The sequence below is a fragment of the Mesorhizobium sp. M5C.F.Ca.IN.020.32.2.1 genome (assembly GCF_004023105.1).
Classification (GTDB): Bacteria; Pseudomonadota; Alphaproteobacteria; order Rhizobiales; family Rhizobiaceae; genus Mesorhizobium; species Mesorhizobium wenxiniae.
Window position 1 is genome coordinate 1 of the sequence record NZ_RZSX01001340.1, and the last position, 1,082, is coordinate 1,082.

General features: G+C 59.1%; 1 protein-coding gene. It reads left to right on the forward strand.

Translation table 11 applies throughout. The features are described 5' to 3' along the window. Positions 1–158: 158 nt before the first annotated feature. The coding region (locus EOA86_RS35815; RefSeq protein WP_164892375.1) for a mechanosensitive ion channel family protein at positions 159–1,082 on the forward strand (924 nt) is incomplete at its 3' end.

Below are 1,082 nucleotides of genomic sequence, written 5' to 3' on the forward strand. Positions count from 1 at the left end.
GATTCTTTCTCGTCGTCATGCCGCTGCTGGGCGTGATCGAGACGCCGCGCCGGCTGCCGAACTCGATAAGCGAAGCGATCCTGGAGAACGGCAAGGAATAACAACGATCGCTTATCCGCTTCGATTGTATAAGGTTTTTCGTGGATCCGGGTCCGGTCATGAACTGGTGGAATTCTCCCCATCTTCACATGGTGTTGGTCGGTTTCACCGGAATCGTCGTTTGGCACGTCATTCCGCAGCGGCTCTCCACCACGAGGCTGATCGTCCAGATCGCATTCTTCCTCACTATGTCGGTCCTGCTGCTTGACGGAGCTGTGGTCCCCTACGAGCCGGCAACGGGCAATGAGACAACCGACGGAGCAATCCTTGTCGGGGCCGCTAAGTTGCTCTGGTGGGTTCACCTCGCCTGGGCGCTGATCGGATTTGTCCGCATCTATCTCGTGTTCGAGCGAAAGCCGCGCGAGGCGCGCCTGCTGCAGGACCTCGTCGTGGGCGCAGTCTATGTGGGAATGCTGCTGTCCATTCTGGCATTCGTCTTCGGCGCACCGGTCGGAACGCTGATCGCCACTTCGGGCGTCTTCGCCATCATACTCGGACTGGCGCTCCAGAACACGCTGAGCGACGTCTTCTCGGGCATCGCGCTCAACCTCGGCCGTCCTTATGTGCTTGGCGACTGGATCGTTCTCAGCGACGGCACCGAAGGCCGCGTTGTCGAGACCAACTGGCGGTCTACCCACCTGCTCACCTTGGCCCACAACGTCGTGGCGCTGCCGAACAGCTTTCTCGCGAAACTCGGGCTGACCAATGTCAGCAGCCCCGAGGAGAGCCACGGACTGTCCGTCACGATAAGATTGGCTCCGACCAAGATGCCGGCGATCGTCGCGGACGTCATGAACGCGGCCTTGCAAAGCAGCAACATGATACTGAAGGAGCCACCACCGGCGGTCGCTATCAAAGGTCTGGATGCGACAGCGATCGAAGTCGATCTGTTTTTTCGCGTCGAAGATGTTGCCCAGCGAATTCCGGCGACGAACGAAATCTTCGATCTTGTCTATCGTCATTCCAAGTCCGCGGGTTTGCTG